The organism is Vibrio gazogenes (assembly GCF_023920225.1).
Lineage (GTDB): Bacteria > Pseudomonadota > Gammaproteobacteria > Enterobacterales > Vibrionaceae > Vibrio > Vibrio gazogenes.
Genome location: NZ_CP092587.1, coordinates 2,689,480 through 2,713,295, shown reverse-complemented (window position 1 = coordinate 2,713,295; position 23,816 = coordinate 2,689,480). Strand labels below are relative to the sequence as shown.

16 protein-coding genes are annotated in these 23,816 nt (G+C 47.0%); 8 read left to right on the top strand and 8 right to left on the bottom strand.

Going from position 1 to position 23,816, the window contains the following annotated elements; genetic code table 11:
* Window positions 1–16 precede the first annotated feature (16 nt).
* Window positions 17–1,246: a cell division protein FtsZ gene (gene ftsZ, locus MKS89_RS12050; protein ID WP_072956014.1), complete on the top strand. Its 1,230-nt coding sequence runs from the start codon at window positions 17–19 to the stop codon at window positions 1,244–1,246.
* A 95-nt stretch (window positions 1,247–1,341) separates the two neighbouring features.
* Entirely contained in the window at window positions 1,342–2,259 is a 918-nt protein-coding gene (gene lpxC / locus MKS89_RS12045) for a UDP-3-O-acyl-N-acetylglucosamine deacetylase (RefSeq protein ID WP_072956016.1), read from the top strand.
* Window positions 2,260–2,346: 87 nt separating this feature from the next.
* Here the strand turns inward: lpxC and MKS89_RS12040 are convergent, their stop codons facing one another.
* Window positions 2,347–2,811, bottom strand: a complete 465-nt coding sequence (locus tag MKS89_RS12040) for a DUF721 domain-containing protein (protein ID WP_072956019.1) — start codon at window positions 2,809–2,811, stop codon at window positions 2,347–2,349.
* A gap of 318 nt (window positions 2,812–3,129) precedes the next feature.
* Between MKS89_RS12040 and secA the strand changes: the two genes are divergently transcribed.
* The 6 genes from secA to MKS89_RS12010 all read left to right on the top strand — a co-directional run bounded on the left by secA (window position 3,130) and on the right by MKS89_RS12010 (window position 13,149).
* Window positions 3,130–5,850: a preprotein translocase subunit SecA gene (gene secA / locus MKS89_RS12035; RefSeq protein WP_072956021.1), complete on the top strand. Its 2,721-nt coding sequence runs from the start codon at window positions 3,130–3,132 to the stop codon at window positions 5,848–5,850.
* Between the two features lie 97 nt (window positions 5,851–5,947).
* The gene (mutT, locus tag MKS89_RS12030) at window positions 5,948–6,349 is read left to right on the top strand and encodes an 8-oxo-dGTP diphosphatase MutT (protein ID WP_072956024.1); all 402 of its coding nucleotides are present in this window, start codon (window positions 5,948–5,950) and stop codon (window positions 6,347–6,349) included.
* 154 nt (window positions 6,350–6,503) lie between these two features.
* Complete coding sequence (dapB, locus tag MKS89_RS12025) at window positions 6,504–7,313, top strand: 4-hydroxy-tetrahydrodipicolinate reductase (RefSeq protein ID WP_072956460.1); 810 nt, start codon at window positions 6,504–6,506, stop codon at window positions 7,311–7,313.
* Window positions 7,314–7,795: 482 nt separating this feature from the next.
* Window positions 7,796–8,935, top strand: coding sequence for a glutamine-hydrolyzing carbamoyl-phosphate synthase small subunit (carA, locus tag MKS89_RS12020; protein WP_072956027.1), 1,140 nt, complete (start codon window positions 7,796–7,798; stop codon window positions 8,933–8,935).
* 17 nt (window positions 8,936–8,952) lie between these two features.
* On the top strand, window positions 8,953–12,177 hold the full coding sequence (gene carB, locus MKS89_RS12015; RefSeq protein ID WP_072956029.1) for a carbamoyl-phosphate synthase large subunit: 3,225 nt from the start codon (window positions 8,953–8,955) through the stop codon (window positions 12,175–12,177).
* Window positions 12,178–12,366: 189 nt separating this feature from the next.
* On the top strand, window positions 12,367–13,149 hold the full coding sequence (locus tag MKS89_RS12010; RefSeq protein WP_072956032.1) for a TSUP family transporter: 783 nt from the start codon (window positions 12,367–12,369) through the stop codon (window positions 13,147–13,149).
* Here the strand turns inward: MKS89_RS12010 and MKS89_RS12005 are convergent.
* From MKS89_RS12005 to gltB, 7 genes are all read right to left on the bottom strand, one after another.
* Window positions 13,079–13,945 (bottom strand): LysR family transcriptional regulator, encoded by an 867-nt coding sequence (locus MKS89_RS12005; RefSeq protein WP_072956034.1) that lies wholly within the window; start codon window positions 13,943–13,945, stop codon window positions 13,079–13,081. The genes MKS89_RS12010 and MKS89_RS12005 overlap by 71 nt on opposite strands.
* A 197-nt stretch (window positions 13,946–14,142) precedes the next feature.
* Complete coding sequence (locus tag MKS89_RS12000) at window positions 14,143–14,754, bottom strand: TRIC cation channel family protein (protein WP_072956037.1); 612 nt, start codon at window positions 14,752–14,754, stop codon at window positions 14,143–14,145.
* Between the two features lie 114 nt (window positions 14,755–14,868).
* Window positions 14,869–15,714, bottom strand: coding sequence for a vitamin B12 ABC transporter substrate-binding protein BtuF (gene btuF, locus MKS89_RS11995; protein WP_072956040.1), 846 nt, complete (start codon window positions 15,712–15,714; stop codon window positions 14,869–14,871).
* 61 nt (window positions 15,715–15,775) lie between these two features.
* Window positions 15,776–16,729, bottom strand: coding sequence for a cobalamin biosynthesis family protein (locus MKS89_RS11990; protein WP_072956043.1), 954 nt, complete (start codon window positions 16,727–16,729; stop codon window positions 15,776–15,778).
* Window positions 16,730–16,749: 20 nt separating this feature from the next.
* Entirely contained in the window at window positions 16,750–17,451 is a 702-nt protein-coding gene (gene mtnN / locus MKS89_RS11985) for a 5'-methylthioadenosine/S-adenosylhomocysteine nucleosidase (RefSeq protein ID WP_072956046.1), read from the bottom strand.
* A 154-nt stretch (window positions 17,452–17,605) separates the two neighbouring features.
* Window positions 17,606–19,018 (bottom strand): FAD-dependent oxidoreductase, encoded by a 1,413-nt coding sequence (locus tag MKS89_RS11980; protein ID WP_072956049.1) that lies wholly within the window; start codon window positions 19,016–19,018, stop codon window positions 17,606–17,608.
* A gap of 20 nt (window positions 19,019–19,038) precedes the next feature.
* Entirely contained in the window at window positions 19,039–23,502 is a 4,464-nt protein-coding gene (gene gltB / locus MKS89_RS11975; protein ID WP_072956051.1) for a glutamate synthase large subunit, read from the bottom strand.
* Between the last annotated feature and the right edge of the window lie 314 nt (window positions 23,503–23,816).

Genomic DNA, 23,816 nt, shown 5'->3' with positions numbered 1-23,816 from the left:
AAAACGGAGATAACACATGTTTGAACCGATGATGGAAATGTCTGACGATGCTGTAATTAAAGTCGTTGGAGTTGGTGGCGGCGGCGGTAACGCTGTAGAACACATGGTGCGTGAATCCATCGAAGGCGTGGAATTCATCAGTGTTAACACAGATGCGCAGGCACTTCGTAAAACGAGTGTAAGTGCTGTAATTCAAATTGGTGGTGATATCACCAAAGGGTTAGGTGCTGGTGCAAATCCTCAAGTGGGGCGTGATGCTGCTCTTGAAGATAAAGAAAAAATTAAAGAATACCTAACGGGTGCCGATATGGTGTTTATCGCAGCTGGTATGGGTGGCGGAACCGGTACTGGAGCGGCACCAGTGATTGCTGAAGTCGCAAAAGAACTGGGCGTATTAACAGTTGCTGTGGTCACCAAGCCGTTTAGCTTTGAAGGAAAGAAACGACTCGCCTTTGCAGAACAAGGCATCGAAGAGTTATCAAAACATGTTGACTCTTTGATTACGATTCCGAATGAGAAGCTGCTAAAGGTCTTGGGACGCGGTATCACGTTACTTGAAGCCTTTGCCAGTGCGAACGACGTATTGAAGAATGCAGTTCAGGGGATTGCTGAATTGATTACCCGCCCCGGCATGATCAACGTGGACTTTGCAGATGTGAGAACAGTCATGTCTGAAATGGGACACGCAATGATGGGGAGTGGTGTCGCAAAAGGCGAAGACCGGGCAGAAGAAGCCGCTGAAATGGCTATCTCCAGTCCGCTGTTGGAAGATATCGATCTTGCTGGCGCACGAGGCGTACTGGTTAACATTACCGCTGGTCTTGATATGCGTCTGGATGAGTTTGAGACGGTTGGTAATACAGTAAAAGCATTTGCTTCGGATAACGCAACCGTGGTTATCGGTACCTCGCTTGACCCGGATATGGCTGATGAGATTCGTGTGACGGTTGTTGCAACAGGCATCGGCAATGAGAAAAAACCGGATATCACGCTTGTTGCCGGTGGCAAAGCAAACGCTCAGACAGCGAGCACTCAACAGCAAGCTGCGTCACCACAGCAAAGTGGTGTTTCTCATGTTGCTGCGAAGACGGAAGAGAAAGTGGCCCCGAAATTGCAAGGAAATGTTGAGTCAAAATCTCAGCCTTCATCGGCAAATTCTCAAGGCGCTGGTCAGAGTACAGCTCCGAAAGAGAAAGAAAGTGGTTATCTTGATATTCCGGCTTTTTTACGTCGTCAGGCTGATTGATTTATCATAATTTGACACCGTTCACAATTATGATATTATTTGCGGCCAATAGGTATTTTGGCCGTGTTTTGTAGCACTGACATTGAGGCAAGCAGATGATCAGACAACGTACGTTGAAAGAGATAGTGAAAACAACTGGGGTGGGACTTCACTCTGGTCGAAAAGTCACGTTAACTCTTCGCCCTGCCGCTGCAAACACCGGTATCATTTATCGCCGAACTGACGTAACACCGCCTGTTGATTTTCCGGCAAACCCAGAAGATGTACGTGACACTATGTTGTGCACCGCGCTTGTGAATGACGAAGGCATCCGAATTTCTACCGTGGAGCATTTGAATGCTGCTCTTGCAGGGATGGGAATCGATAATGCGGTGGTTGAAGTCGATGCGCCGGAAATTCCGATTATGGACGGGAGTGCCAGCCCATTTGTGTTTCTTTTACAGCAAGCTGGCATTGAAGTTCAGAATGCGCCGAAGCGATTCATTCGGGTGAAGAAGCCTGTTCGTTTTGAAGATGGTGATAAATGGGCCGAGCTCGTTCCTTATCAAGGTTTTCGGATGGATTTTGAGATTGACTTTAACCATCCAGCAATTGAATCCGATGAGCAGCGACTATTATTTGACTTTTCATCTCAATCGTTTGTTCGGGATATTTCCCGGGCGAGAACATTCGGTTTCATGCGTGATATTGAATACCTACAGTCACAGAATCTTTGTCTGGGCGGTAGTTTCGATTGTGCAATCGTTCTGGATGATTATCGAATTCTAAATGAAGATGGACTTCGTTTTGCGAATGAATTTGTCACACATAAAGTGTTGGATGCCATTGGCGATCTATACATGTGTGGTCATTCTATCGTCGGTGAATTTAGAGCTTACAAATCAGGACACGGTCTGAATAATCAATTGCTACGTGCACTTCTAGCAGACCAAGAAGCATGGGAATGGGCGACGTTTGGTGAAGACGTTGGTTCTCCGGTTGCTTTCGCCGATCCAAGTACGGTATTGGCTTAATTGACAATCAATCTTTTTCGTAAAAAACCAGACTTCGTGTCTGGTTTTTTTGCATTAGGCGATTGTTTATACGCGAGAGTGGCTGACTTACTCGTTTTTCTTGTTGGCAAGACAGGCAATATTTTCTAGTCTTTTTTTCACTTTCGGTGAAGCATGATCCGCAATGCATTTGAGTAGATCTGCCGTTTGAGAAGAAATTATTCGTGGATTTTTAGGCGCTTTCTCTTCATCTGAAGATGATTTGATTCGATAAATTGATGGGTTGATCACTACTTCGAGACTGATCAGGTGAGCAAATCCCTGATTGCGCAAATGGCTCAGGATTTGTAAGCGCTCATAGTCTACTTTCATCTTGATTGCCGCACTCGCCACTTCCAGCACTAAATGACTGCGGCGAAGATTTGCCACACGGACATAAGGCTGAGAGCCCTTTGGCAGCAGTGGTAAAATAATCTGACTGAGCTGATTGATTGACTCAGCATGTTTCTGAATTTCTTTCAGCTTTGAATGGCTGATTAATTCATTCGTCGCAGTCGGGCGGTGGTTTCTCATTATGGGATCCAGTTTGCATCACTTTCGCTGTTCTATTCTATCTCAAATCACTCGTTAATGGCGTGTCCGGTGTTTCTTTCTTCGTTTGATGAATGATTTTAAGTATTGCAATCAAACAAATCGTTGGTGATATTGGTGATCAGACTAAAAATTCCTTACACTATGTCCTTCTTAAAAGAATTGTCTTGAAAAACCATCGATAAGCCTCAATATCGGATAGACATGATTTATCTCAGTACACTTAGTTGATGACTGGTAGAGACTGATGGAACAAGAATAGATCTCAAATGATCTAAGCACAGAGAGATTCGGATAAAAATGATAACTAAGCTACTGACTAAGGTTATTGGTAGCCGCAATGACAGAACATTGCGACGCCTGAGAAAAATTGTTAAAGAAATCAATAATTATGAACCTGCTTATGAAGCGTTCTCTGATGAAGATTTAAAAGCGAAAACGATTGAATTTCGGGAGCGCTTAGCTCAGGGAGAAACACTCGATCAACTCCTTCCTGAAGCGTTTGCGACGGTGCGCGAAGCATCGAAACGCGTGTTCGGTATGCGCCATTTTGATGTTCAGTTGATTGGTGGGATGGTGCTTAATGGCGGGCAAATCGCCGAGATGCGTACCGGTGAAGGGAAAACTCTGACAGCGACTCTAGCTGCTTACCTGAACGCTTTACCAGGACATGGTGTCCATGTCGTTACCGTGAACGATTATCTTGCCAAACGGGATGCTGAAACCAACCGGGCGCTGTTTGAGTTTTTGGGTATGACCGTTGGTGTCAATGTCCCCGGAATGATGCCTCAAGAGAAGCAAGAAGCCTATCTGGCCGATATTATTTATGGGACAAACAATGAGTTCGGCTTCGACTATTTGCGCGATAATATGGCGTTTCGTAAAGAAGATCGCGTTCAGAGAGCTCGCTTTTTCGCGATAGTCGATGAGGTGGACTCTATTCTGATTGATGAAGCCAGAACGCCATTGATTATTTCCGGTCCTGCTGAAGACAGTTCTGAGTTGTACACTCGCATTAATACCTTGATTCCTTCGCTGAAAAGGCAAGAAAAAGAAGATTCGGAAGAGTATCGAGGCGATGAGCACTACACCGTTGATGAAAAAGTGAAACAGGTCTACCTGACAGAAACCGGGCAAGAATATGTCGAGGAACTGTTGGTGAAAAATGGCCTGATGAATGAAGGGGATACCCTATACTCTCCGGCGAATATCAGCTTGCTCCATCATGTGAATGCAGCGCTTAGAGCACATGTTTTGTTTGAGAAAGATGTCGATTACATCGTTTCAAACGAAGGTGAAGTGATCATCGTCGATGAACATACAGGACGGACAATGCCCGGTCGTCGCTGGTCTGATGGTTTGCATCAGGCCGTTGAAGCCAAAGAAGGGGTGAAAATCCAAAATGAGAATCAGACACTAGCTTCGATCACCTTCCAGAACTACTTCCGTCTCTATGAAAAACTGTCAGGTATGACCGGGACTGCCGATACAGAAGCATTCGAATTCCAGACTATTTATGGTTTGGAGACGGTGGTCATCCCAACCAATAAACCGATGATTCGTGATGATATGGCGGACGTGGTTTATCGGACTGAAACCGAAAAATTCGCAGCGATCATTGAAGATATTAAAGAGCGGGTACAAAAAGGGCAGCCCATCCTAGTCGGGACGATTTCAATTGAGAAATCCGAGCTTCTGTCTCAGGCGCTGAAAAAGGCCAAAGTAAAACACAATGTATTGAATGCTAAGTTTCACGAAAAAGAGGCTGAAATTGTTGCTGAAGCGGGTAAGCCTGGTTCTGTTACGATTGCAACCAATATGGCCGGTCGTGGGACGGATATCGTTTTAGGTGGGAGTTGGCAGTCAAAAGTTGATGCTCTGGATAATCCGACTCAAGAACAGATTGATCAAATCAAAGCGGAATGGCAAAAAGTACATGAACAGGTACTTGAAGCCGGTGGTTTGCATATTATCGGTACCGAGCGACATGAATCTCGCCGGATCGATAACCAGTTGAGAGGCCGTTCTGGCCGTCAAGGGGATGCGGGTTCATCGCGTTTCTATCTTTCAATGGAAGATGCACTACTGAGAATCTTTACTTCGGATCGAATGGCTGGCCTGATTCAAAGTGGGATGGATGAAGGCGAAGCGATTGAAAGTAAACTGCTGTCTCGCTCTATAGAAAAAGCACAACGTAAGGTTGAAGGACGCAACTTCGATATCCGTAAACAGTTGCTGGAATATGATGATGTTGCCAATGATCAGCGTAAGGTCGTCTATGAGCTTCGTGATGAGTTGATGGAAGCGGAAGACATTCAGGAAATGCTCGAGCAGAACCGTTTCGATGTTTTCACTGCTGTCATTGATGAATACATTCCACCGCAGTCTCTGGAAGACATGTGGGATATTGAGGGATTACACAATCGTCTGAAGCTCGATTTTGATCTGAACTTGCCGATTCAGGAATGGCTGGATGAAGATGATAAGCTGTATGAAGAAGTACTTCGTGAGCGTATCATTGCCGAAGCGGTCAAAGTCTACCGAGAGAAAGAAACATTAGTTGGCGTAGAAGTACTGCGTAATTTCGAAAAATCCGTCATGCTACAAACGCTGGATACATTATGGAAAGAACATTTGGCAGCGATGGATCATCTACGACAGGGGATTCATTTACGTGGATATGCGCAAAAGAACCCTAAGCAGGAATATAAACGCGAGTCGTTTGAACTGTTTGAAGGTCTGCTGGACTCTCTGAAATCTGATGTGATTACAATTCTGTCAAAAGTTCGGGTGCAACAACCTGAAGAAGTTGATGAGATGGAAGCACGTCGTCAAGCACAGGTTGAAGAGGCGGCTCGTCATGCGCAAGCACAACACGCAGCTAGCGATTCCTTACAAGGCGACGAATCACATGAAGGCCATCAGCCACTGGTTCGTGAAGAGAAAAAAGTTGGACGTAATGAGCCTTGTCCATGTGGTAGCGGCAAAAAATACAAGCAGTGCCACGGACGTATTGCATAAAAATTCAACATGATCTGAGAGCCGCTGATAAAGCGGCTCTTTTTTTGCCGGGCAATTATCGTTAGACTCGATGGATAATTGCGTGTCAGAGGAAAGTATGAAAAGAACACATATTGTTGCTGCGATCATTTTCAATCAGGAGCAATCACAAGTTTATATTACGAAACGGCCTGCTCATCTACATAAAGGTGGATTCTGGGAGTTTCCCGGCGGCAAAGTTGAGAGCGGGGAGTCGATTGAAGCAGCGATTCACCGTGAGTTAGACGAAGAAATCGGCATTGACGTTGTTGTGCAACATCCATATCAGCATCTGACTCATGATTATCCGGATAAATCACTGGTGTTTGATTTTATTTCGGTGACGGATTTTACCGGCACGCCTTATGGCAGAGAAGGTCAGGAAGGGCAATGGGTTTCTATTGCTGCGTTGGTTGACTATCAATTTCCGGAAGCGAATTTACCTATCGTTGAACAACTCATTCATGACTTTTCCCGTTGAGCCGAGCTGGCGTCAATGTCGTGATATTCGGTTATGAAGCGTGAACAAGCCTAGCCACATGGATTGAATGTTGGTAGTTTAGAAAAATAAATCGTTATATGAAATACGGATGGAATTTTTCGATTCGTATCTGATCAGAATGGAGAAGTTAGCAATGGTTAAAATTGCAATAGCAGGTGCTGCTGGTCGCATGGGGCGTAATCTCGTCAAAGCTACACATCATCATGATGCCGCAACTGTAGGAGTGGGTTCTGAACGTCCGGAATCATCATTGGTAGGTGTTGATATCGGAGAGTTATGTGGTGAGGGACACTTTGGTGTCACATTGGTTGATAATCTGGAAAGTGCAATTGATCAATTCGACGTTATTATTGATTTCACGTCACCCGTGAGCACCTTGGCAAATATCGCGTTATGTAAAAATTATGGCAAAAGTATTGTCATTGGTACAACTGGATTTTCTGACTCTGAAATTGCCCAAATTCATCAGGCTGCACAAGATATTCCCGTTGTCATGGCGCCTAATTATAGTGTTGGTGTGAATTTGGTATTCAAACTCTTGGAAAAAGCCGCCAAGGTGATGGGCAGTTATTGTGATATCGAAATCATTGAAGCTCACCATCGTCACAAAGTCGATGCACCGTCCGGGACTGCTTTAGGGATGGGAGAAGCAATTGCTCATGCAATGGGTAATGAACTGAAAGATGTTGCCGTCTATGCCAGAGAAGGAATTACGGGTGAAAGGAGCCGGGAAGAAATTGGCTTTGCGACGATTCGGGCCGGAGATATTGTTGGTGAACACACCGCGATGTTTGCTGATCTGGGGGAGCGTGTTGAAATTTCACATAAAGCTTCTGACCGGATGACTTTTGCCAATGGCGCTGTGAAAGCTGCGATCTGGTTATCAGATAAACCTGCTGGCTTTTATACGATGACGGATGTCCTTTCTCTTAATCAACTTTAAATACATAATTATGCGCTGGATGTCTCCGGCGCATTCGATTTTTCTCAAATTATAAATCTTACATGTGCCCCATCATCAGCCGCGCGAGGGCCTTTTTTATTTTATATAATAAAAGAGATGAGGTTTTATTTGTATTAAAGGTAAGAAAAGTTATCTTTTGCTGCTTCCGTTATCGATTGCGTTAGTTTTTTAATTTTTTTGTGATTCATTTTTCCACATTCTCCCTTTTTTTGACTTATGTCTCCCTTTTAGCATTTGATAATGCATATTTAATGTGTCTTTTTACTCTGTTCATTTTGTTTTTTTATATAACACGGTAAAAAAACATATTTGATAAATTTTGAATATTGACACAAATCACACATATCTATAAAATGCGTCTAATTTGTCCGAAATACACTATGGTTCTAACCTATAGTGACTAAGGAAGGCAAATTTGCAGTTTAATCTAAATTTTTTGCATTTTTATTCTGGAGGTTGTCTTGAGCAAGTCAGCACTGTTAGTCCTAGAAGATGGGACAGTGTTCCACGGACTGTCCATTGGCGCAGATGGCGTCTCCGTTGGTGAAGTCGTTTTTAATACCTCGATGACGGGGTACCAAGAAATCCTCACTGATCCTTCCTACTCTCAACAAATTGTCACACTGACTTATCCCCACATTGGTAATACAGGCACCAACTCAGAAGATGAAGAATCCTCAGACATTCATGCCCAAGGACTCATCATTCGTGATTTGCCATTGATTGCGTCGAACTTCAGAAGTGAGCAAACCCTATCTGAGTATTTGAAGGGCCGAAATATCGTTGGTATCGCGGACATCGACACACGAAAATTGACTCGGATCCTGCGTGAAAAAGGTGCTCAAAGCGGTTGTATTATGGCCGGTGATAATTTGGATGAGTCACTTGCTTTAGCAAAAGCGAAAGAGTTTCCCGGCCTGAAAGGCATGGATTTGGCAAAAGTCGTGACGACCAAAGAAGCTTATGAGTGGACTCAAGGATCTTGGTCTTTGGCAAGTGGATTCCCTCAGGCTAAAAATCAAAGTGAGCTTCCTTATCATATCGTTGCATACGATTTTGGCGCCAAGAGAAATATTCTGCGGATGTTGGTTGACCGCGGATGCCGTCTGACCGTGGTTCCGGCAGAAACTCCAGCGGAAACGGTTTTAGCAATGAATCCTGATGGTATTTTCCTGTCGAATGGGCCAGGGGATCCGGAACCTTGTACATACGCCATTGAAGCGACGCAAACCTTTTTGGAAAAAGAGATTCCACTGTTTGGTATCTGTTTGGGTCATCAAATCCTCGCACTGGCATCCGGTGCAAAAACGATCAAAATGAAGTTCGGTCATCATGGTGCGAACCATCCGGTCAAAGATATCGAGCGGGATGTCGTAATGATTACCTCGCAAAACCACGGCTTTGCTGCGGATGAAACCAGTTTGCCGGCAACGCTGAAAGCGACCCACAAATCATTATTTGACGGTTCCCTTCAGGGCATTCATCGTACTGATAAACCAGCGTTTAGTTTCCAGGGGCATCCCGAAGCGAGCCCCGGGCCACATGATGCAGCGCCTCTATTTGATCACTTTATTGAACTTATCCAACAAAACCGTGCTTAATTCGGAGCGAGTAGACGATGCCAAAACGTAGTGACATACAAAGTATTCTAATCTTAGGTGCAGGCCCGATTGTAATCGGCCAAGCCTGTGAGTTTGACTACTCCGGAGCACAAGCATGTAAGGCTCTGAGAGAAGAAGGTTATCGGGTTATTCTGGTCAACTCGAATCCGGCAACGATTATGACCGATCCTGAGATGGCTGATGCAACCTATATCGAGCCGATCCAGTGGGAAGTTGTCCGTAAAATTATTGAAAAAGAACGTCCCGATGCTGTTCTGCCGACAATGGGCGGTCAGACTGCATTGAACTGTGCGCTTGAGCTGGATCGTCAAGGGGTTCTGGCCGAGTTCGGTGTTGAAATGATCGGCGCTACTGCCGATGCGATTGATAAAGCGGAAGACCGTTCTCGTTTCGATGCCGCGATGAAATCGATTGGTCTGGAATGCCCCCGGGCCGATACGGCAAAGAGCATGGACGAAGCGTATCAAGTTCTCGAGAAAGTCGGCTTTCCATGTATTATCCGTCCTTCGTTTACGATGGGCGGCACCGGTGGTGGTATCGCTTATAACAAAGAAGAGTTCGAAGAAATCTGTCACCGTGGACTCGATCTTTCTCCAACCAATGAGCTCCTGATTGATGAGTCGCTGATTGGCTGGAAAGAGTATGAAATGGAAGTGGTTCGGGATAAGAGCGACAACTGTATCATCGTCTGTTCAATTGAAAACTTTGATCCGATGGGGATTCATACCGGAGATTCAATTACGGTTGCTCCGGCGCAGACACTCACAGATAAAGAATACCAGCTGATGAGAAATGCCTCTTTAGCGGTATTACGTGAAATTGGTGTTGAAACCGGTGGGTCGAATGTGCAATTCGGTATCAATCCTGAAGATGGCCGGATGGTGATCATTGAAATGAACCCACGGGTTTCTCGTTCTTCAGCACTGGCATCGAAAGCGACGGGTTTCCCGATTGCGAAGATTGCTGCGAAGCTTGCGGTTGGTTTCACGCTTGATGAATTGATGAATGATATTACCGGAGGGGCGACACCTGCATCGTTCGAACCGACGATCGACTATGTTGTCACCAAAATTCCACGCTTTAACTTTGAAAAATTTGCTGGTGCCAATGCGAAGCTTACCACTCAGATGAAATCTGTTGGTGAAGTGATGGCAATCGGGCGTAACCAACAAGAGTCTTTGCAAAAAGCACTGCGGGGGCTTGAAGTTGGTGCCGATGGCTTGGATGAAATGGTTGATCTGGCATCTCCGGAAGCACTGACGAAGATTCGTCATGAACTGAAAGAAGCCGGTGCAGAGCGGATCTGGTATATCGGTGATGCTTTCCGTGCCGGTATGTCTGTTGACGCAATCTTTAACCTGACAGGTATTGATCGTTGGTTCTTGGTGCAGATTGAAGAGTTAATTTTGCTGGAAGCCGAGATTAAAACCAGTGGCTTTGCCGGATTGACCCAAGATGTACTCCGCCGTATGAAGCGTAAAGGCTTTGCCGATGCGCGTTTATCGACATTGGTTGGGGTTTCTGAACATGAAATCCGTCGCTTGCGCGATCAGTTCGACATCCATCCGGTTTATAAGCGTGTCGATACGTGTGCCGCGGAATTTGCTTCTTCAACTGCTTATATGTACTCCTCATATGATGAAGAGTGTGAAGCTTATCCTACGGATAACAAGAAAATTATGGTCTTGGGCGGTGGTCCGAACCGTATTGGTCAAGGTATTGAATTCGACTACTGCTGTGTTCATGCCTCATTGGCATTACGGGAAGACGGATATGAAACCATCATGGTTAACTGTAACCCTGAAACGGTTTCAACCGACTACGATACCTCGGATCGTCTCTACTTTGAGCCGGTGACTCTAGAAGATGTGTTAGCGATTGCTCGTGTTGAGAAACCTACAGGCGTCATTGTTCAGTATGGTGGTCAAACACCGCTGAAACTGGCTCGTGCATTAGAAGCGGCCGGTGTGCCGATTATCGGTACCAGTCCGGATGCGATTGACCGTGCTGAAGACCGGGAGCGTTTCCAACACGCCGTTGAGCGTTTAGGTCTCAAGCAACCGGAAAATGCGACGGTTACAGCCCTTGAGCTGGCCGTCGATAAAGCCAAAGAAATTGGTTACCCACTGGTTGTTCGTCCATCTTATGTTCTCGGTGGCCGTGCGATGGAAATTGTTTATGATGAAGCAGATTTGCGTCGTTATTTCAATGAAGCGGTCAGTGTCTCTAATGAGTCTCCTGTCTTGCTGGATCATTTCCTTGATGATGCAGTTGAAGTCGATATTGACGCGATTTGCGATGGTGAACGTGTCGTTATCGGTGGCATCATGGAACATATTGAACAGGCCGGGGTTCACTCCGGTGACTCAGCATGTTCACTGCCAGCCTATACATTGAGTCAGGATATCCAGAATGTGATGCGTGAGCAGGTTGAAAAGCTGGCGTTTGAACTGGGTGTACGTGGACTGATGAATACGCAGTTTGCGGTCAAAAACAACGAAGTTTATCTCATCGAGGTGAACCCACGTGCTGCGCGGACAGTACCGTTTGTGTCTAAAGCAACCGGTGCGCCATTGGCAAAAATTGCTGCGCGGGTGATGGCCGGACAGAGTCTGGAGCAGCAAGGCTTTACCCAAGAAATCATTCCACCGTATTACTCGGTGAAAGAAGTTGTATTGCCATTTAACAAGTTCCCGGGTGTTGATCCATTACTTGGCCCTGAGATGCGTTCAACCGGAGAAGTGATGGGTGTCGGGCGTACATTTGCCGAAGCTTTTGCAAAAGCGGAGTTAGCATGTGGCTGTGTTTACCCTGAAGGTGGACGAGCGCTGATTTCGGTTCGCGAAAGTGATAAGCAGCGTGCGGTTGCTTTGGCAGAGAAGTTGATTCAATTAGGTTATCAGCTGGATGCGACACATGGTACGGCTGTGGTTCTTGGTGAAGCCGGGATTAATCCTCGTTTGGTAAACAAGGTTCATGAAGGTCGACCTCATATTCTTGATCGGATCAAGAACAATGAATATACCTACATTATCAATACCGCTTCTGGGCGTCAGGCCATTGAAGATTCAAAGGTTCTCCGCCGCGGTGCGTTGGTAGAGAAAGTGAATTATGCAACAACCCTGAATGCTGCATTTGCGACTGCAATGGGGCATACCGCTGACCCGAAAGCTTTAGTCATTTCTGTACAAGAAATGCATGAGCAAGTCCGAAATGCTTAATCCATCACGCGTCCATTATTGAGTGTGATTAAAACCCGGGATTTTCCCGGGTTTTTTGATCGCGACATATTTATCTGTGCATCAAACGTAATGATGAATATATGGAATAGGACGCTGTCCGTGTTTTCACTATATCTGTTTATTTTTAAATGGTAATTTTGAACCTTATCTAATCGCTTAAGGAATAATATGGAAATTTCAATCGATATTCTGGCGTTGCTTTTTGTGGCGGCGTCATTGGCTGGATGCATTGATGCGATTGCCGGTGGTGGTGGCTTGATCACACTCCCGGTGTTAATGGCAACCGGTATATCTCCTGCACAAGCGATTGCAACCAATAAACTGCAAAGTTCGTTCGGTAGCTTTTCTTCTACATTTTACTTCGTTCGTCATGGTTTGGTTTCGCTCCGGCAAATGTGGTTAGCCATCGTGTGTACCTTTACCGGTGCCGCCATTGGTGCTGAATTAGTACAGATTCTTGATGCTGACTTATTGACCAGCCTGATCCCCGGTTTATTGATTGCGATTTCGTTGTATTTTTTACTGGCTCCTCAAGCCAAAGCTGAGACGAATAAACAAGCGGTTTTATCCGATGGATTATTTGCTTTGTTGGTCGGAACAAGTATCGGGTTCTATGACGGCTTCTTTGGTCCGGGGACCGGCGCGATCTTTGCCGTTTGTTTTGTCGTTATTGGCCGATTATCGATTATTGAAGCGACAGCGCGTGCGAAAGTGCTGAATTTTACATCGAATATTGCAGCGCTGATTTTCTTTCTGGCGGCAGGACTACCGATATGGAAAATTGGATTGGTCATGGCTGTCGGGCAATTTATCGGTGCGAGAGTCGGTGCTCGTATCGTCATGAATAAAGGTCAAAAATGGATTCGTCCCTTGGTGATTCTTATGTCTTTATCGATGGCTCTGAAGTTACTTTGGGAACAGCATCAACAATGGCTGCTATCAGTGTTCTGATCCGTGGGGAGCGGTAGGTCATTGTCCTCAAACAGAGATGAATCGGTCGGAATAACGGCTGAAGTTCGTCAAAGCTGAAACAGAAACGGGGAGAAATCGACAGGATGTGTAAGACAGAAAGTGGGATCAAGGCGGGTGCAACTCCCTTTAATGCCAGTTGTGCTGCGGCTGTGTATGAATCCATTTCCATGATGGGTGTAATCGCGAGATGATCCAGCACAGAAGCCTGATAAGTATTGGCACTATTAGACAGATCATTGGTGATAATTTGTTGGGGGAGTTGCTGTAACGGTGTCTGATTGACAATAAAAAACGGTTCATTGTAGAGATGAAATGTTTGCAGACCATGATTACCGGGCAGATAACCGGCACAAAGTCCAAGTGTGGCTTTGCCTGACTGGACATGTTCGACGATTCTGGGGGTGTGGTTCGTGGTGATGGTAATATTGTGGTCACGACGGAAATATTCCCCCATCACATGGCTGAGTAAGCCCGCGACCAGTGTTTCTGAACAATCAAACCGGATCAGGGTATGGTCTTCCAGCGCCTGTTGTTCAAAGATTAATCCGCTTAATTCGTGAAAGCTCGGACCAACACGTTCGATTAATGCCTGGGCATCCGCAGTGAGTTTGATATGTCGACCATCGGGAGCCACCAGTTTTTTCCCCAGTCGGTTTTCTAAATTGGCGATGCGCTTACTGACGGCAGATTGACTGATATACAGTACGCTGCCGGTCCGGCTCATAGTTTTTTCTTTGCTGAGAATTAAGAGCGTTTCTATACCTTCAAGCAACATAGTTTTCAAACATCAATCAAAGAGAGCATGCGCTTACTTTAGCGAAAGCTGTCTCTGATTGCGATACAGGAATGTTTGATCGGGAAAAATTATGCGTAACAGACAGAAACACGATGGGTGGGTGCTAACACGATTAATTTATTACCAAAACACCATCGATTCATTACAAAAACGCTATCAATTTATTATGAATAATATTATCGATTAATCGCAAAAACCGGCAGTGATAAATGCCAACGGATTGCGCCAAGACGAATAATCAGAGTAGAGAGGAACCCGGATAAGAATGCCGTCTTGTGGTCGTAGCCCATTTGCAGTGCCGTGGTATGGAAAATACCGCCGACGATACAGGCGGTCGCATACACTTCACTGCGCAGCACCATTGGTATTTCCCGAGCAAGAATATCTCGAATGATACCTCCGCCACATCCAGTCAGCACACCCATAATAATTGCGACCAGCGACGACTCCTGATAAAGCAATGACTTATCGACGCCAATCCCCACAAATACAGATAGCCCAATCGCGTCGCAGACCGGCAGCACCCACCAAGAGAGGCGCTTAGGGCGACGGATGATTAGCATCGTCAGGAAGCTGGTGGCAAGAATAACCCAAAGGTAGGTGGTATCGGTAATCCAGAATACAGGGGTGGCTCCCAAAGCAATATCGCGCATCGTTCCACCGCCAATTGCGGTCACACTGGCAAGGACAACAACACCGAATGGATCCATTTTTAACCGGCCAGCTAACAGCACGCCGGAAATGGCAAATACGATTGTTCCGAATAAATCAATCAGATAAAGAAACATACGCTGAGGGGTTCCACAATATTATTTGAGCATAGGGGAAAAACAGGGCGCATTGTACGGGAAAATGGTATTAACCGATAGTTTTATAACCCGACTGTTTTATAACCCAACTTTTCAGTGGTTCAAGTCGGAGGGATTTTTTCTAGCCTCATCGAGATAACTACAGATCTCTTCAATCGCCCGAATGGTTCTGGGGGTGGGGCGATTGAGCCAGTCTGAATTGAGCGTCCAGATATGATGTAAGCGAACGGCTGGAATGCGCGACCAGTCTGCCCACATATCCATATTTTCAACCGCATGACGGGAATTGAAAATGACATCAGGTTGTGCCAGTAATACTTGCTCTCGGCTCACTTGTGGGTAGGGGGCCGGACTATTTTCAAATACATTCTTTCCGCCACAAAACTCAAACACTTCACTGGGCCAGTGATCTTGCGCGATGGTGATAATCGGTTTTTCACTGAGCTGGTAGAAGAAGCGAACCTTGCGGACATGTTGATACCGCTGTTTTAGAGCCGCCAGCTTCTGGCGAAATTGCTGCGCATTTTTACGTCCGATTTGAGGATTGTCTGCATATTGGCTGAGCGCCTCGATGTTATCTGCAATATCGGCCAGTCGATGAATTTGAGAGGGGTAAGTTCGGATTCCCATCTGTTTCAATTTCTGTAGTTCCCGGGGCGGATTGCCATCCGGCCAGATGATCACCAAATCTGGTTTGAGGCTGAGAATTTTTTCAATTTTGATGCCCTTGTAGTTCGCAACTTTCGGTAAGTTTTTTACTTGAGGTGGGTAGTCGCTGTAATCACTTACGGCAACGATTTTGTTACCGAGACCGGCAGCATAGGCGAGTTCGGTGGCATGAGGTGCAAGGGTAATAATGCGCTGAACCGATGTCGTTGCCGTGGTGCTCCCCGAGATACAAAGCAGCAACGTGAATAAATGAAGTCGGTGAATCAACATATGGCAACCTTGTGATTGAGAGGGTTTACGAACGCGTTTTTATGAACTGGGCTATTATCATTTAGAGCAGTTGTGTCGCAATCAATATCAGCAGACTTTCGACACCGATCCAGATATAAGTGCGTTGATTGAGGAGGCGCTGAATCTGGGACAGATGTAAGACCGAAGGGACAACCCGACCACCGAGTTTTGCCCGGACACTCTTTTTCCCCTCATAAATGGCTGGTCCGCCGAGTGAAAGGTTGAGTTTATGTCCGACTGAACATAAGAGCCAGCCAGCAGTTCGGGATGGCCAGGTACAACTTTGCTGGCGAGTCTGAGTCCAAGTCGACGACAGACTTTGCCCCATCATGAGTAGCAGTGCAAAGAGATGGGACGGGATCCATTCACACCAAACGTTGAGACGACTGGCTGCCAGACCAAAAGGATAGTTGGCCGGCACAGATGGTGACCAGACTCGGCTCAGTTCAACAATCAGACGATACATGAATGCCCCGATACCGCCCAGTAAGCCATACCAGAACAGAACAGTGATGACCTGACGGGCTTGACCGACAATCAGTAACTCAGCACTTGCTTTGCCTAATCCAACCACTGACAACGTATCTGTCTGACGATTCAGCCGCTCTGCGAGTAACTGGCGGGCTTGGGGTTTATCCTGTACCGCCAGCGCCTGAAACAGCGGCTTACTCAAGGTCGTTAACCCTCGCCAGTCGAGGGCCAGAATCAATAACAACAGGTGATAGAGCTCCGGTTGCCAGACCAATGGTTCCAGTGCGACCAGCACCATCAGAGCCGGAATGAGCATCAAAAATGTGGCTAATGTGCCGGACAGTGTCCGCTGTGCATAGCTGCCCTGTGTATTCACCTTGTCTGCCAGAATTTCTGCAAATTTGTGCCACAGCAGAGCCGGATGAGCAGCTCTTGGTAAAGGCAGTATCAGATGAATCAGCAGCGCTCCCCACATGATGAGGAGCGCACTTTGCGTTTGCAGTAATTCTTGAATATGGCTCATGAGCGGCAGATACGGTTCGATTATGCCTGATGTAGACGTTCTAGCATCTTCAGTACCATTTCTGAAGAACTTGCCGCGGCGAGGGGTAAGAACTCATCAAATGACATCGGTGATTCTTTGTCGGCGACATCAGAGATTGCCCGGACAACCACAAACGGTGTTTTGAACTGATGGCATGTCTGAGCTATCGCAGAAGCTTCCATCTCGACCGCAACTGCTTGTGGGAAGTTTTGACGGATAAATGCCTGTCTTTCTGGTTGGCAGACAAAGGTATCACCGGTACAAATCAGACCGTGGACCGCATGTTTATCTCCCAACTGTGCGAGTGCATCTTCTGCCAGTTGAATTAATTTTTCATCGGCTTGGAAAGCTGCCGGTTGACCTGCCATCTGACCGATTTCATAACCGAAAGCCGTCACATCGGCATCATGGTGTCTGACTTCAGTTGAAATGACGACATCACCCATGGTCAGTGATGGATCAAAACCACCGGCTGAACCTGTATTGATGACGACATCGGGTTTATAGAGTTCTAACAACAAAGCGGTGCCGACTGCTGCTGCAACTTTACCGATACCTGATTGGAGCAATACCACATCCAACTCATTGATTTGACCAGAATAATAGGTGCAGCCACCTTTTTTTTCTTCTTGCAGATTCTGGATTGACGATTTGAGAATCGCAACTTCTTGCTCCATTGCGCCAATGATGCCAATTTTCATATCAAGTCTCTTTTCTTTATTCAGATTAGCGCTGAGTTTAGCATGATTTTTTGGGATTCAACTAGTTATCCGAGCCGGAATCCGGCGCAAAAAAATCCCGGTACTGAAGTCAGTACCGGGATGATTTGAGTGACTCGCTTGTCTGTCGGTGAAATCAGACGTCCAAGTAGTCGAGGATACCATTGGCAGCTTTACGGCCTTCATCAATGGCCGTTACGACCAGATCGGACCCGCGAACCGCATCGCCACCGGCGAAGATTTTTTCATTGGTGGTTTGATAAGGGTACAGACCGTCATTCGGTGCTTTGAGGCGGCCCCATTGATCAAGCTCGACACCGAAAGGCTCAAGCCATGGCATGGCATGTGGCTGAAAGCCAAATGCCATAATGACTGCATCGGCAGCGAGTACATGTTCACTGTCAGGGACTGGCTCAGGACGACGACGTCCGGCTTCATCCGGCTCACCCAGCGCTGTTTTGACAACTTTGACACCGGTGACCTGACCACGGCTATCGACTTCGATACCGAGCGGTTGCAGGTTGAACATGAATTCGACGCCTTCTTCTCTGGCATTTTTAACTTCACGACGTGAGCCCGGCATGTTCTCTTCATCGCGTCGGTAGGCACAGATAACATGGGTTGCCTGTTGACGGATTGATGTTCGGACACAGTCCATGGCGGTATCGCCGCCGCCGAGAACAACCACTTTTTTTCCGGCCATATCAATGAAGGGTTGTGAATCTTCCAACTGCATGACCCGATAGGTATTGGACACCAAGAATGGCAAAGCATCGTACACGCCGTTGGCATCTTCATTGTCCAGTCCGGCACGCATATTTTTATAGGTGCCGACGCCAAGGAACACCGCATCGTATTCATCGATCAACGATTGAAGTTCGACATCTTTACCAACCTCGGTATTCAAACGGAATTCAACACCCATTTCGGTAAAGATACGACGTCGGTTTTGCATCACTTCTTTTTCCAGCTTGAATGAAGGAATTCCGAAAGTGAGCAGCCCGCCGATTTCCGGGTAGCGATCAAAGACGACCGCTTTGACACCGTTTCTGACCAATACATCCGCTGCCGCTAAACCTGCGGGACCGGCACCGATAATCGCCACCTTTTTGTCTGTCCATTCGACTTGAGAAAGGTCGGGTTTCCAGCCCATTTCGAAGGCCTTATCGGTAATATATTTTTCAACATTACCGATGGTGACGGCACCGAAATCCTCATTCAGTGTACAAGACCCTTCACACAGACGGTCTTGAGGACAGACTCGGCCACACACTTCCGGCAGGCTATTGGTTTGATGTGAGAGTTCCGCAGCTTCGATAATTCGGCCCTCATTGGCCAGTTTTAGCCACTGAGGGATGTAGTTATGGACCGGACATTTCCATTCACAATAGGGGTTACCGCAGTCAAGACAGCGATCTGCCTGAGCGGTTGCCTGTTGGCGGGTAAATGGTTCATAGATTTCAACGAATTCTATTTTGCGGATATTGAGCGGCTTTTTGGCCGGATCGACTCGATTGACATCAATGAACTGATAAACGTTCTGGCTCATTATAATCTGGCTCCTTCCAATTATTGTGCTTGAACGCGAAGTTCTGCAGCACTGCGGCTTTGATGCCCCAGTAGTGTTTGCAGATCAGCCGCTTGTGGTTTAACGAGATAGAATTTCGGAATCCACGCATCGAAATTGGCTAAGATCGATTCAGCGTGAACGGAGCCGGTTTGCTCCAGATGTTCTGCAATTAAACCACGTAAATGTTCCTGATGAATGTAGAGTTCTTGTAGCGAAATCGTTTCAACAGATTCATTATTCACACGGCCTTGGAAGTCTTCGTTCTCATCGAGGACATAGGCAAATCCACCGGTCATCCCTGCACCGAAGTTCACGCCGGTTGCGCCCAGTATGGCCACTACGCCGCCAGTCATGTATTCACAGGCATTGTCGCCAGCGCCTTCAATCACGGCAATGGTCCCGGAGTTACGAACGCCGAAACGTTCGCCAGCTTTACCGGCAGCGAACAGTTTACCGCCAGTCGCACCGTATAAGCAGGTATTACCGATGATGGTAGCTTCATTACATTTGAAAGCAGTGCCCAAATGCGGTTTGATAGCAATTTTTCCGCCAGCCATACCTTTACCGACATAGTCGTTCGCATCACCTGTCAGGTGCAGCTCCACGCCGCCGGCATTCCAGACACCGAATGATTGTCCGGCAGTCCCTTGTAAGTAAATCCGGATTGGCGATGCCGCCACACCTTGGTTGCCATAACGTTTGGCGATTTCTCCGGATAACCGGGCGCCGACAGAGCGATCGGTGTTGATGATATCGTAGTACAGGTTCAGCGATTGCTGGCTTTCAACTGCACTGAGCGCATCTTCAACGATTTTTTGGTTGAGCGCGGCTTTATCAAATGGTGTGTTGGGTTCTGTGCAGAAGAGTGGGTGACCCGCAGGAGACACAGGTGCCTCCAAAATGTCGGACAGATCCAGTTTGGTCTGTTTGGCGGTCAAGCCTTCAACTACTTCTAACAGGTCGGTACGTCCGATCAGGTCGGTTAATTTCTCAACACCTAATTCAGCCAGATAGCCACGAACTTCATTGGCTAATCCGGTAAAGTAGTTGATCACCATCTCCGGTAATCCTTTGAAATAATCCCGACGCAGAGTTTCATCCTGAGTGGCAACACCCGTCGCACAGTTATTCAGGTGACAGATTCTCAAGAATTTACATCCCATGGCAATCATTGGTGATGTACCAAATCCAAAGCTTTCTGCCCCCAGAATCGCCCCTTTAATCACATCTAATCCGGTTTTCAGACCGCCATCGACCTGAAGGCGGATTTTATGGCGCAGACCATTAGCCACGAGCGCTTGCTGTGTTTCTGCAAGCCCCAATTCCCACGGACTACCGGCATATTTGACCGACGTGAGCGGGCTGGCTGCCGTTCCACCGTCATAACCAGAGATCGTAATCAAGTCAGCATAGGCTTTGGCAACACCGGTTGCGATGGTACCGACACCCGGTTCGGAAACCAGTTTTACCGAGACCAGAGCATTCGGATTGACTTGCTTCAGATCGAAGATCAATTGAGCTAAATCTTCAATTGAGTAAATGTCGTGATGCGGTGGTGGTGAAATCAGAGTCACGCCTTGGACTGAGTGGCGCAGACGAGCAATTTCAGCCGTCACTTTATGACCGGGCAACTGACCGCCTTCACCAGGTTTTGCGCCTTGAGCCACTTTGATCTGCAAGACATCGGCATTCGTCAGATAATGCGGGGTTACCCCAAAGCGTCCGGATGCAACTTGTTTGATGCGAGAGTTACGCTCGGTACCGAAACGGCGTGGATCTTCTCCCCCTTCTCCGGAGTTTGAATGACCGCCCAAACGGTTCATGGCCGTTGCCAGCGCTTCATGCGCTTCCGGACTGAGTGCGCCGATTGACATCGCGGCAGAATCGAAGCGCTTAAACAGGTCTGTCGCAGGTTCGATTTTCTCCAGTGCGAGCGGTGTGTCTGATTTTTTCAGTTTCATCAAGTCACGTAACATCGCCACAGGGCGTTGGTTGACTTGTGCGGCAAATTGCTCGTAATCCCGCGTGTCGCCGGAGCGAACCGCAGTTTGCAGCTGATTCACAACTCCGGGGTTATATGCGTGATATTCGCCACCGTGGACAAATTTCAGCAGCCCGCCATGTTCAATCGATTTGCGTTTCGCCCAAGCTTTACGTGACAGGTTAAATAGATCCTGTTGGAAATCCTCAAAGTTCGCCCCCTGAATCCGACTCGCGACACCGTGGAAGCAGAGATCTACCAGCTCTCGGTGTAGCCCGACCGCTTCGAAAAGCTGGGAACAACGGTAAGAAGCAACGGTTGAAATGCCCATTTTCGACATGATTTTATACAGGCCTTTATCGATGCCATAACGGTAGTTTTGCATCACTTCCCGATAACTTTTGTTGAGCACCCCTTCATCCAGCATTTTGCTGAGCGCTTCGTAAGCGAGGTAGGGGTAAACAGCTGTCGCACCAAAGCCCAGCAGCACCGCGAATTGGTGTGGATCACGGGCAGTTGCTGTTTCGACGATAATATTAGCGTCACAACGCAGTTGTGTATTGACTAGACGAGTTTGAACAGCACCAACAACCATAGCGGCAGGAATCGGTAGTTTATGTTTGGTGAGGGCGCGATCCGATACAATGATCAGGACTGTTCCATCACGTACTGCTTGTTCGGCAGTGTCACACAGATCAAGAATCGCTTGTTTGAGATCTTTTTCCTGTGGGTCGTAGTTGATATCTAGAATAGTGTTTTTATAGTGCTTGTCATCCAGACTTAACAACTGCTGCATGTCGGAATAGAGCAGCACCGGTGAATCAAATGTCACCCGGTAAGCATGGCCATCGGTTTCGCAGAAGACATTCATTTCCTGACCGATACTGGTTGCCAGCGACATCACATGTTTTTCACGTAATGAATCGATCGGTGGGTTGGTCACCTGCGCGAATTTTTGCCGGAAGTAGTCACTGATTAGACGTTCTTTGGAGGAAAGCACAGCCATCGGGGTGTCGTCACCCATTGAACCAACGGCTTCCTGCCCCATGTCGCCTAACACCCGCAGCACCTGATCCATCTCTTCATTGGTCATGGCAAACTGTTTCTGGTAAATCTTCAGTTGCGCATTATCAAAATCACGTTGACCAATTTGATCGTCACCCAATTCTGCAAATGGTTTAAGGCGATAGACGTTGTGTTCCATCCACTCTTGATAAGGGTGGCGGCTCTTCAATTCGTTATCGATTTCTGACGATTGCCACAGTTTGCCTGTTTTGGTGTCAATCACCAGTAATTCACCGGGGCCAACCCGACCTTTGGTCGCGACTTCGTCCGGTGCGTAATCCCAGATACCAACTTCAGACGCCAGCGTAATGAGTTTATCTTTGGTGATCACATAACGGGCTGGTCGCAGTCCATTGCGATCAAGGTTACAGGCTGCATGACGTCCGTCTGACAGAACTATCCCGGCCGGGCCATCCCATGGTTCCATATGCTTGGAGTTGAAATCGTAGAATGCGCGTAACTCTGAATCCATATCCGGATGGTTCTGCCATGCCGGCGGCACGAGCATCCGCATAGCTCGGAACAGATCCATGCCACCGGCGAGGAACAGATCCAACATATTATCCAGACTTGATGAGTCAGAGCCGGTTTCGTTGACGAACGGAGCCGCTGACTGTAGGTCTGGTAATAAAGGTGAAGCGAATTTATACGCTCTTGCTCTCGCCCACTGACGGTTCCCTTCAATGGTGTTGATTTCACCGTTATGGGCTAAATAGCGGAAAGGCTGAGCCAGCGGCCAGCGAGGCTGCGTGTTAGTTGAGAAGCGCTGGTGGAACAGACAGATAGCCGATTCCATCCGCAAATCAGCGAGATCCAGATAAAAACGGGGTAAATCTGCGGGCATACACAGCCCTTTATAGACGATGACCTGAGTAGACAGTGAACAGATGTAAAAATCAGCATCATCGGTAATTTTTTTCTCGATACGACGTCGGGCGATATACAGGCGTCGTTCAATATCCTGCTGCTGCCATCCGGCTGGCGCGGAAATAAAGACTTGCTGAATGTCCGGTAATGATTGGGCGGCGATAGGCCCGAGCACGTCTGGGTTGGTTGGCACTTGACGCCACCCGCTCACCGAGAGTGTTTCTTGTGCGAGTTCTTGATTGATAATGTCGCAGGCTGATTGTGCCTTTACCGGATCCCGGCTCAGGAAAATCATCCCCACGGCATATTGTTTGCTCAGCTTCCAGTTTTGTTCTTGTGCAATGTGTCTGAGATAAGAATCTGGCTTTTGCAGGAGTAAGCCACAGCCATCCCCCGTTTTACCATCGGCTGCGATACCGCCACGGTGTGTCATACGGTCCAGTGCTGAAATTGCCGTACGAACCAGTTTGTGACTCGCCTGACCTTCCATGTGCGCGATCAGGCCAAACCCACAGTTATCTCTCTCAAGACTTGGATCATATAGAGCCATTGCAAGTCTCCCTTTGCGTGCTGTCTTCGACAGTGAATGACTAACTATTCTACGTTGTTGTTATTTTTTTGAATCTTTATGCATTAAATCGGGTTAAAAATACATTCAATTGAGCGCCCGAAACAATGCGAGCTTAAACGCTATCCTTTATAGAACCAAAGATCAAGTGATTCATAGAAAATAGCGGCAATAAATGACTGTGGTGAATAAGTAACGATTATGAGTGATTGATATATCGAAGATTTAAGTGGAAAAAGTGCTTGATAAAGCAATATTGAGGTGTCGCTTGTTGAGGCGACCCCTCTGTCAGATAG

What these genes read in the sequence shown, in the direction of transcription:
- MKS89_RS11980 (WP_072956049.1), bottom strand. Translation starts at nt 19,018, where the DNA reads ATGAGCCAGAACGTTTATCAGTTCATTGATGTCAATCGAGTCGATCCG.
- MKS89_RS12000 (WP_072956037.1), bottom strand. Translation starts at nt 14,754, where the DNA reads ATGTTTCTTTATCTGATTGATTTATTCGGAACAATCGTATTTGCCATT.
- carB (WP_072956029.1), top strand. Translation starts at nt 8,953, where the DNA reads ATGCCAAAACGTAGTGACATACAAAGTATTCTAATCTTAGGTGCAGGC.
- MKS89_RS11990 (WP_072956043.1), bottom strand. Translation starts at nt 16,729, where the DNA reads ATGAGCCATATTCAAGAATTACTGCAAACGCAAAGTGCGCTCCTCATC.
- btuF (WP_072956040.1), bottom strand. Translation starts at nt 15,714, where the DNA reads ATGTTGATTCACCGACTTCATTTATTCACGTTGCTGCTTTGTATCTCG.
- MKS89_RS12040 (WP_072956019.1), bottom strand. Translation starts at nt 2,811, where the DNA reads ATGAGAAACCACCGCCCGACTGCGACGAATGAATTAATCAGCCATTCA.
- gltB (WP_072956051.1), bottom strand. Translation starts at nt 23,502, where the DNA reads ATGGCTCTATATGATCCAAGTCTTGAGAGAGATAACTGTGGGTTTGGC.
- mtnN (WP_072956046.1), bottom strand. Translation starts at nt 17,451, where the DNA reads ATGAAAATTGGCATCATTGGCGCAATGGAGCAAGAAGTTGCGATTCTC.
- ftsZ (WP_072956014.1), top strand. Translation starts at nt 17, where the DNA reads ATGTTTGAACCGATGATGGAAATGTCTGACGATGCTGTAATTAAAGTC.
- secA (WP_072956021.1), top strand. Translation starts at nt 3,130, where the DNA reads ATGATAACTAAGCTACTGACTAAGGTTATTGGTAGCCGCAATGACAGA.
- MKS89_RS12005 (WP_072956034.1), bottom strand. Translation starts at nt 13,945, where the DNA reads ATGTTGCTTGAAGGTATAGAAACGCTCTTAATTCTCAGCAAAGAAAAA.
- MKS89_RS12010 (WP_072956032.1), top strand. Translation starts at nt 12,367, where the DNA reads ATGGAAATTTCAATCGATATTCTGGCGTTGCTTTTTGTGGCGGCGTCA.
- dapB (WP_072956460.1), top strand. Translation starts at nt 6,504, where the DNA reads ATGGTTAAAATTGCAATAGCAGGTGCTGCTGGTCGCATGGGGCGTAAT.
- mutT (WP_072956024.1), top strand. Translation starts at nt 5,948, where the DNA reads ATGAAAAGAACACATATTGTTGCTGCGATCATTTTCAATCAGGAGCAA.
- lpxC (WP_072956016.1), top strand. Translation starts at nt 1,342, where the DNA reads ATGATCAGACAACGTACGTTGAAAGAGATAGTGAAAACAACTGGGGTG.